The sequence below is a fragment of the Arthrobacter sp. NamB2 genome (assembly GCF_005281365.1).
Taxonomy (GTDB): domain Bacteria; phylum Actinomycetota; class Actinomycetes; order Actinomycetales; family Micrococcaceae; genus Arthrobacter_D.
On record NZ_SZWI01000001.1, the window covers coordinates 786,127 to 795,432 of the forward strand.

The 9,306-nt window shown below is 68.0% G+C and carries 8 protein-coding genes and 1 pseudogene; all 9 read left to right on the top strand.

Annotation, left to right across the window (positions count from 1 at the left end):
* The first annotated feature begins 38 nt into the window (after window positions 1-38).
* Entirely contained in the window at window positions 39-1,766 is a 1,728-nt protein-coding gene (locus tag FDK12_RS03605) for a nitrite/sulfite reductase (RefSeq protein ID WP_137368209.1), read from the top strand.
* Window positions 1,763-2,473 (top strand): phosphoadenylyl-sulfate reductase, encoded by a 711-nt coding sequence (locus FDK12_RS03610; protein ID WP_137368210.1) that lies wholly within the window; start codon window positions 1,763-1,765, stop codon window positions 2,471-2,473. The genes FDK12_RS03605 and FDK12_RS03610 overlap by 4 nt, the downstream gene beginning before the upstream one ends.
* Window positions 2,470-3,384 carry a sulfate adenylyltransferase subunit CysD gene (gene cysD, locus FDK12_RS03615; RefSeq protein ID WP_223263051.1) on the top strand — a complete coding sequence of 305 codons (915 nt, stop codon included), beginning with the start codon at window positions 2,470-2,472 and terminating at the stop codon, window positions 3,382-3,384. Before FDK12_RS03610 ends, cysD begins: the two co-directional genes overlap by 4 nt.
* Complete coding sequence (locus FDK12_RS03620) at window positions 3,384-4,778, top strand: sulfate adenylyltransferase subunit 1 (RefSeq protein ID WP_137368212.1); 1,395 nt, start codon at window positions 3,384-3,386, stop codon at window positions 4,776-4,778. Before cysD ends, FDK12_RS03620 begins: the two co-directional genes overlap by 1 nt.
* Window positions 4,768-5,955: an ABC transporter substrate-binding protein gene (locus FDK12_RS03625; RefSeq protein WP_137368213.1), complete on the top strand. Its 1,188-nt coding sequence runs from the start codon at window positions 4,768-4,770 to the stop codon at window positions 5,953-5,955. Before FDK12_RS03620 ends, FDK12_RS03625 begins: the two co-directional genes overlap by 11 nt.
* A 9-nt stretch (window positions 5,956-5,964) precedes the next feature.
* Window positions 5,965-6,681 carry an ABC transporter ATP-binding protein gene (locus FDK12_RS03630; RefSeq protein ID WP_223263052.1) on the top strand — a complete coding sequence of 239 codons (717 nt, stop codon included), beginning with the start codon at window positions 5,965-5,967 and terminating at the stop codon, window positions 6,679-6,681.
* Entirely contained in the window at window positions 6,671-7,648 is a 978-nt protein-coding gene (locus FDK12_RS03635) for an ABC transporter permease (RefSeq protein WP_137368214.1), read from the top strand. Before FDK12_RS03630 ends, FDK12_RS03635 begins: the two co-directional genes overlap by 11 nt.
* Complete coding sequence (gene cobA, locus FDK12_RS03640) at window positions 7,645-8,850, top strand: uroporphyrinogen-III C-methyltransferase (RefSeq protein WP_137368215.1); 1,206 nt, start codon at window positions 7,645-7,647, stop codon at window positions 8,848-8,850. Before FDK12_RS03635 ends, cobA begins: the two co-directional genes overlap by 4 nt.
* 47 nt (window positions 8,851-8,897) lie before the next feature.
* Window positions 8,898-9,306 (top strand): annotated as a pseudogene (locus FDK12_RS03645) (FAD/NAD(P)-binding protein); the annotation flags it as partial.

Consider the following 9,306-nt stretch of genomic DNA (forward strand, 5'->3'; position numbering starts at 1 on the left):
TTCATCGGGCACCGGCCATGTCGCCGTACTGTCCCTGTATGACAAGTTCATCAGCAGCCGCTGCGGACACCCGGACCAGGATCGGCGCAACGAAGACCGGCAAGCCGAACGGGCAGTGGAAGGTCGACGGGACCGCCCCGCTCAATGCCAACGAGGCGTGGAAGCAGCAGGACAGCGGCCTGAACGTGCGCGAGCGCATCGGGCAGGTGTACTCCCGCCAGGGATTCGACTCGATCGAGAAGACCGACCTGCACGGGCGTTTCCGGTGGTGGGGTCTCTACACGCAGCGGAAACCCGGGATCGACGGCGGAAGGACAGCAACCCTCGAACCGCACGAGCTCGAGGACAAGTACTTCATGCTGCGGGTCCGCATCGACGGCGGTTCCCTCTCCACCCACCAGCTGCGGGTCATCGGTGGGATCTCGACGGACTTCGGACGTGGAACAGCGGACCTGACGGATCGCCAGAACATCCAGCTGCACTGGATCCGGGTCGAGGACGTACCCGAGATCTGGCGTCGGCTGGAGGCCGCCGGTCTCTCCACCACCGAGGCGTGCGGTGACGTCCCGCGCGTGATCCTCGGTTCTCCGGTCGCCGGAATCGCCGCCGACGAGATCATCGATCCCACCTCGGCCATCGAGGAACTGGCCCAGCGTTTCATCGGCGATCCCGAGCTGGCCAACCTGCCCAGGAAGTTCAAGACCGCCATCACGGGCCATCCCAGCCAGGACGTGGTCCACGAGATCAATGACGTCGCTTTCGTGGGAATGCTTCACCCGGAGCTCGGAGCGGGGTACGACCTCTGGGTGGGCGGCGCCCTCTCCGTCACACCCCGGTTGGCGGAGCGCCTGGGCGCCTTCGTCCAGCCCGAGCAGGTCGCCGACGTCTGGGTCGGCATCACCAGGATCTTCCGGGACTACGGCTACCGACGGCTCCGGACCAAGGCCCGTCTCAAGTTCCTGCTCGCCGACTGGGGAGCGGAGAGATTCAGGGACGTCCTCGAGGAGGAATACCTCGGGTACCGGCTGGCCGACGGCCCGGCAGCACCGAAGCCTTCCACTCCTGGTGACCACGTCGGGATCCACCGGCAGAAGGACGGACGGTACTTCGTCGGAGTATCGCCCGTCGTCGGACGTCTTTCCGGTTCCACCCTCACCTCGCTCGCAACCCTGCTCGAGAAGCACGGATCAGAGCGGCTGCGCACCACTCCGCACCAGAAACTCGTCCTGCTCGACGTTTCCGAGGACCGGCTCGACTCGCTGGTCACCGGGCTGGGGGCCCTGGGGCTCTCCGCGAAGCCCTCGGTGTTCCGTCGTTCGTCCATCGCGTGCACAGGGATCGAGTTCTGCAAGTTGGCGATCGTGGAGACCAAAGTCACGGCGGCGACGGCGGTGGCCGAGCTCGAGACGCGGCTCGCGGACCTCGCGGAGTCCGGGCTCCTGCCGGAGAGGCTCTCGCTGCACGTGAACGGCTGCCCCAACTCCTGCGCCCGGATTCAGACGGCCGACATCGGGTTGAAGGGCCAGCTGCTGCCCGACGGCAAGGGTGGCCAGTCTCCCGGCTTCCAGGTCCACCTCGGGGGAGGTCTGACCTCCATGGACCGTGAGGAGGCCGGCCTGGGGCGCACGGTCCGCGGTCTGAAGGTCACCGCCGACAATCTTCCGCAGTACGTGGAACGACTGGTGCGCCGCTTCGTGGCGGACAAGCACCCGTCGGAGACTTTCGCCGAGTGGGCACACCGAGCAGAGGAAGGAGCACTGCTATGACGGGTCACGGTCGCACCAGCGAGGAGCTCCGGGCACTCGCACTGCAGGGCAACGAGGAACTGGGTTGGGACTCACCGGCCAAGGACATCGTCGCCTGGGTCGCGCGGGAGTTCGGCGTCGCAGCCACGGCGGTGGCCAGTTCGATGGCGGACGCCGTCCTGCCCCACCTCGTCTCGCAGCAACTCCCGGGCGTCGACGTCCTGTTCCTGGAGACCGGGTACCACTTCCCGGAAACCCTCGCCACGCGCAACGAAGTGGCGGGAAGCCTCGACGTCAACCTCGTGGACGTCCTTCCCGCGCTCACGGTCGAGGAGCAGGACCGCCGCTACGGCAGGGATCTCTTCGGTACCGACCCGGCGCGGTGCTGCGCGCTGCGGAAGATGGATCCGCTGAAGGATGCACTGGCAGGCTACGACGTGTGGTTCACCGGGGTACGGCGCGACGAAGCTCCGACACGCACCACCACACCCCTGGTCACGTGGGACACCCAGCACGAGCTCGTGAAGGTAAATCCGCTGGCCGCCTGGAGCTTCGACGACCTCCTGGAGTACGCCCGGTCGCACCAGGTACCGGTCAACCTGCTGCTGTCCAACGGCTACCCCTCGATCGGCTGCCGTCCCTGCACGCGTCCGGTGGCCCCGGGAGAAGACCCGCGAGCCGGCCGCTGGGCAGGACTCGCCAAGACAGAATGCGGGATACACCAATGAGCACTGCAATCGGGAATCGCCTGCTGTCGGGCCTGGACGCCCTCGAGTCCGAAGCGATCCACATCCTGCGCGAGGCATCCGCCGAATTCGAGCGACCCGCCCTGCTGTTCAGCGGCGGGAAGGATTCAGTGGTGATGCTCCACCTCGCGGCGAAGGCGTTCTGGCCGGGTCGGGTGCCCTTCCCCGTGCTCCACGTCGACACGGGGCACAATTTCCCCGAGGTGATCACCTTCCGCGACGAGACCGTGGAGCGGCTGGGGCTGCGGCTCGTCGTCGGATCGGTGCAGGACTACATCGACGACGGCCGGCTCTCCGAACGCGCCGACGGTACCCGGAACCCCCTGCAGACCCAGCCGCTCCTCGATGCCATCAGCACCAATCGGTTCGACGTCGTCTTCGGCGGCGGCCGCCGGGACGAGGACAAGGCCAGGGCCAAGGAGCGCATCCTGTCGCTGCGCGACGAGTTCGGCCAGTGGGACCCCCGGAACCAGCGCCCCGAACTCTGGCGGCTCTACAACGGGAGGCACACCGTGGGCCAGCATGTGAGGGCTTTCCCCATCAGCAACTGGACCGAGCTGGACATCTGGCGGTACATCGAACGGGAGGGCATCGCTCTCCCGCCGCTGTACTACGCCCACGCGCGTGAAGTGTTCCGCCGTGACGGCATGTGGCGCGCCGTGGGGGAGGTGTCCCGACCCGAACCCCACGAAAAGGTGCAGGTGCGGACCGTCCGCTACCGCACCGTGGGCGACATGTCCTGCACCGGCGCGGTCGAGTCCGACGCCGCCAGCGCCGCCGACGTGGTGCGGGAAGTGGCCCTGAGCACCATCACGGAGCGCGGCGCCACCCGTGCCGACGACCGCATCTCCGAAGCCGCCATGGAAGACCGAAAGAAAGACGGGTACTTCTGATGACCCTCCTCACCGAGAATGTTCCGGACCTCGCCACCGGCTCGCTGTTCCGGTTCGCGACGGCAGGCTCTGTGGACGACGGGAAGTCGACGCTCGTGGGACGGCTGCTGCATGACAGCAAATCGGTCCTGGCCGACCAACTCGACGCCGTCGAACGGACTTCGGCCGAACGGGGGTTCGGCGGTGCGGCGGTGGACGGCGTGCAGCAACTCGACCTCGCCCTGCTCACCGACGGACTCCGCGCCGAGCGCGAGCAGGGCATCACCATCGACGTCGCCTACCGGTACTTCGCGACGGCGAAGCGTTCCTTCATCCTCGCCGATTGCCCGGGACACGTGCAGTACACCAGGAACACGGTGACCGGGGCCTCGACCGCGGACGCCGTCGTCGTACTCATCGACGCCCGGAAGGGAGTGCTCGAACAGACGCGACGCCATCTCGCCGTCGCCCGGCTACTGCGCGTGCCCAACCTCATCGCCGCGGTCAACAAGATCGACCTCGTGGACTACAGCGAAGCCCGCTTCCGCAGTGTGGAGGCAGAACTCCAGCGTGCGGCCGCAGAGCTGGGGGAGACGAGCCTCACTGTAGCGCCCGTGTCCGCGCTGCGAGGTGACAACATCGTGAACCGCTCGGAGCGCACACCCTGGTATGCGGGTCCGTCACTTCTCGAGATCCTCGAGCGCCTGCCCTCGCTCACCGATCTCGAGACCGGAAGCGAGTCCTTCCGCTTCCCGGTCCAGACTGTCATCCGGCCACAGAGTGCCCTGGCACCGGGGCTCGACCCCGACGAGTACCGGGACTATCGCGGTTACGCCGGCCAGATCGTCGCCGGCACAGTCCGTGTGGGAGATGCTGTCGCTGTTCTTCCTGGTGAGCGGACGACGGTGGTCTCAGCGATCGATGCCGCGGGTGAGCAGTTGGACGAAGCCTTTGCGCCGCAATCCGTGGTGCTCAGGCTGCGGGAGGACCTCGACATCGCGCGCGGTGATCTGATCGCCGAGGCCGGAACACACGGGGGCAGCAGCCGGGACATCCAGGCGTCCCTGTGCTGGCTCTCGCCCAAGGCACTCGAACCCGGATCGCTGGTGCTGATCAAGCACGGCAGCTCGACGGTGCGCGGCAGGATCTCGGAGATCCTCGGTCGACTCGACCTCGACACCTTCACGGACCAGCCCGCCGCGCGGCTCGGCCTCAACGACATCGGAACCGTGCGCCTGAGGGTCGCTTCCCCGCTGCCGATCGACGCCTATGCCGCATCGCGCCATACCGGCTCGTTCCTCGTGATCGACCCAGGGGACGGCAACACCCTGGCCGCAGGTCTCGTGACCGGCTCCGATCCTGCGTCGGCGGGCCCTGCAGGCGCCCGATCCGCTGGGGGTCCCGATGTCTCCTGAAGCCACGGGACCGATCAACGAGAACCTGGCCCGACGCCGCTCGGGACGCGGGCGCGTCCTGAAGAGCCGGGCGGTGGAGACAGCCCTCGGGGCTTGCCTGGTCGCTACGGTGGCGGCAGGTGCCGCCGTCGCGGCCTACGCCTCCTCGCAGCAGGTAACCTCGACCGCCTCTGTTCCGCAGGTGGCCTCGGCAGCGGATGAACTCCGCCTCGGCTATTTCGGCAACCTGACCCACGCTCCTGCCCTCGTAGGCCTCGAGACAGGGATGTTCGAGGACGAGCTCGGTGATACGAGCCTCACTGCCCAGGCTTTCAACGCCGGGCCCGCTGCGGTCGAGGCCCTGAACGCCGGTGCCCTCGATGCCGCCTTCATCGGGCCGAATCCAGCCATCAATTCCTATATCCAGAGCGAGGGCGAGTCCCTGCGCGTCGTGGCCGGAGCCACGTCCGGAGGAGCGCAACTCGTCGTGCGACCCGGTATAGGGACCGCCGATGATCTCCGCGGCGCAACGCTCGCGACACCGCAGTTGGGCAACACGCAGGACGTGGCATTGCGTACCTGGCTGGCCGACAACGGTCTGTCGACCGGCACCGGTGCCACGGGCGATGTCCTGATCACTCCGACGGAGAATGCCCTCTCCCTGCAGCTCTTCGCCAACGGCGACCTCGACGGCGCATGGGTGCCCGAGCCGTGGGCCTCCCGCCTCGTCCTCCAAGCAGGCGGTACGGTCCTCGTCGACGAGAAGGACCTGTGGCCCGGAGGGCGGTTCCCCACCACGCTCCTCGTGGTGTCCTCGACCTATCTCGCCGATCACCCGGAGCAGGTCGAAGCCCTGCTGCGCGGAGAACTGCGAGCACTGCAGTGGCTGGAGGCGAACACCGGTGGAACCGGGGCTGCCGGAACTGCCGGTAATGCCGCCGACGTGCTCAACCGGGGCCTCGAAGCGGCACAATCGAAAGCACTGCCCGACGCCGTACTGAACCGGGCGCTCGGCAGCCTCGAGTTCACCCAGGACCCGCTCGGAGGCTCCTTGGAACAGCTCCTGGCCGATGCAATAGCTGCTGGTACGGCCCAGGAGTACGACATCGGAGGAATCCTGGACCTCACACTCCTCAATGACGTGCGGGCGGAATCCGCACTTGATCCGGTGTCCGCGACCGGATCAGGAGAGGGCTGAGGAAACGTAGTGCTCGAGCCTCCCAGCATCACCGTCAGAGGATTGTCCAAACAGTTCTCGCACCAGGCTCCACTGGTCCTGGACGGCGTCGATCTCGACGTGGCGACGGGTGAGTTCATCACCCTCCTCGGCGCGTCCGGCTGCGGCAAATCGACCCTGCTGAACCTCATCGCGGGACTCGAATCGCCGACGACGGGCACCATTGCCGCACCCAGGGCCGCGTTCATGTTCCAGGACCCCTCCCTGTTCCCGTGGCTCTCGGCACAGGGCAACGTGGAGCTGGCGCTCGAACTGCGCGGGGTACCGCGGGCACAGCGGGGCAGCGAGGCAGCGCGCCTCCTCGATGTGGTGCACCTCGCCGACGCCGCACGCAAGAAACCGCATGAGCTGTCCGGAGGCATGCGCCAGCGGGTCGCCCTGGCGCGATCGCTCGCGCAGGACCGGGACGTGCTGCTCATGGATGAACCCTTCGCCGCGCTCGATGCGATCACTCGCGACCTGCTGCACGACGAGCTGCTGCGGGTCTGGCGACAGACGGGCCGCACCATCGTCTTCATCACGCACAACGTCCGAGAGGCGGTGCTGCTCGGGCAGCGAGTGCTGCTGATGTCCTCGCGGCCGGGCAGGGTCGTCGGTGAGTGGTCCACCGCCGGCCGGGATGCCGTAGCCCTGACGGCGAGCATCACCGCCGAACTGCGGAAGGAGATCCGACGCCATGCAGCCTGAGACGCACGTGTCCGACCCTCACGCCGTGGGGCCGCCGACGCAGCACCTGCAGGATCATCGGTCCGCAACCCGCGCGCCCGGCCTCGACCGTGGGATCGATCCTGGCTGCGATTCAGGCCGGGAACTCGACGCGGGCCTCGATGCACTCCAACAGCAGACAGTTCCTCCCATCGGCTGGTCCGCGCGAGTGACGAAGGCGCTGCTGCCCGTCGCCGCAGTCGTCACGGTCATCTACTGCTGGCAGATGTATGTGTGGCTGGTGCGGCCGCGTCCCGACGTGCTGCCCGGGCCCGCCGACGTGTTCCTGACGCTGCGCGGGCTCATCGCAGACGGCCAGGCACAGGCTGTCATCCTCACGAGCCTCGAACGAGGCCTGGCAGGGTTCGTCATCGCCGTGCTGATCGCCACTCCGCTGGGTCTGCTGCTCGCCCAGAACGGGCTCCTTCGTGGAGCTTTCGGTCCGATCATCTCCGGCTTGCAGGTCCTCCCTTCGGTCGCCTGGGTGCCGGCCGCCATCGTCTGGTTCGGCCTGAGCGACGCCACCGTCTACTTCGTCGTCCTCATGGGGGCGATCCCGTCGATCGTCAACGGGCTCATCTCCGGGGTGGATCAGGTGCCCGACCAGTACCGCCGGGTGGGCCACGTGTTGGGTGCAGGACGGTGGGCACTGGTGGTGAAGATCGTTCTTCCGGCGGCGCTTCCCGGGTACGTTGCGGGGCTGAAGCAGGGTTGGGCCTTCTCCTGGCGCTCACTGATGGCAGCGGAGATCATCGCGACGGGCGGCGCGCTCGGCTTCGGTCTGGGCGGACTCCTCGAGCAGGGCCGGGTGCTGTCGGACATGGCAGTCGTCCTGGTTGCTGTCCTGATCATCCTGCTGATCGGGGTGGTGGTGGAACTGATCGTCTTCGGGCCGTTGGAACGCCGTCTGCTCCGTCGCCGCGGGCTACTGGAAGCAGGTACGCGATGACCTACCCCCTCGGACTCCAGCTCGCGGGACGGAAGGTCCTCGTGGTGGGCGGTGGCCCGGTGGCCGCACGCCGCATTCCCGCACTCGCCGAGGACGGGGCCCTCATCACCGTCGTCGCCCCGGAGGCGTGCGAGGAAATCCGCGAACTCGCCGCAGCCGGGACACTGAAGTGGAAGGCACGGGGCTACCACGTCCGCGATCTCGACGGCGCCTGGCTGGTGCTGGCCCATTCGGGAAGCGACCGCATCCAGGCCGTGATCGCCGCCGATGCCGAGGCCGCGCGCATCTGGTGCGTCAAGGGCGGGGACTCCGACCACTCGACGGCCTGGGTCCCGGCCGTGGCATCGCTCGACGGCGTGACGGTGGCCGTCAACACCGACGGTGACCCGCGCCGGGCGATGGCACTACGCGACGGCGTGGCCGCCGCTCTCGAGACCGGCGCGCTGCCGCTGAGGAGCCACCGGAGGATCACCGGATCCGGCAGGGTCGCGCTCGTTGGCGGTGGCCCGGGCGGAGCGGGCCTGATCACCTCCCGCGGCCGGCAGCTGCTGGCGCAGGCGGACGTCGTCGTCGCCGACCGGCTCGGTCCCCGGTCCGTGCTCAACGAGCTCGCGCCGGACGTCCAGGTCATCGACGTCGGCAAGATGCCAGGGCACCACCCCGTACCCCAGTCGGAGATCAACACGATCCTGGTGGAACAGGCACTCCTCGGACACCTGGTGGTGCGACTGAAGGGCGGGGACCCCTACGTCCTGGGCCGCGGGGGAGAAGAGGAACAGTACTGCCGGGAGTACGGCGTGCCCGTTGAAGTGGTTCCCGGCGTCACGTCCGCGATCTCCGTCCCTGCCGCCGCCGGCATCCCCGTCACCCACCGGGGTATCGCCAAGGGATTCAGTGTCCTGACCGGACACGAGGGCATCACCCAACAGGTCGGGCTGATTCCTCCGGGGAGCGACCACACGCTGATCCTCCTCATGGGCGTCTCCCTCCTCCGAAGGTCCGCCCGGATCCTCATGGACGGTGGGCGCGCTGCCTCCACTCCGGTCGCGATCATCGAGGACGGCTGGATGCCGACCCAGCGCGTCACCACGGGGATGCTCGCCACCATCGCGGACCGCGCGGAGGCAACCGGCGTGCGCGCCCCGGCGGTCATCGTGGTGGGTGACGTCGTCACGCTCTCGCCCCACTTCATGCCCTGCTAGTCCGGCCCTTCCACGCCGCCACCCCTCGCCAGAACAGGAACCTGCTCGTGCCCAACACTGCATCCGACTCCTCGCCCTCCTCTCCGCCTGCTTCCGTGCCTGTCACTGCGGCGGCCCGTTCGCTGCGGGTCGCGATCATCGGGGCCGGACCGGCGGGTGTCTATGCCGCCGACATCCTGACGAAGTCGGACCCCGTGCAGGACGGGCAGCTCGAGGTCGAGATCGATCTGTTCGACCGATACCCGGCACCGTACGGGCTGATCCGCTACGGGGTCGCTCCTGACCATCCGCGGATCAAGGGCATCGTGAACGCGTTGCACAAGGTACTGGACCGTGGCGACATCAGGTTCTTCGGGAACGTGGACTACGGCACCGATGTCCGCCTGGAGGACCTCCGGGCGCACTACGACGCGGTGATCTTCGCGACCGGGGCGATCAGGGACGCGGACCTGAACG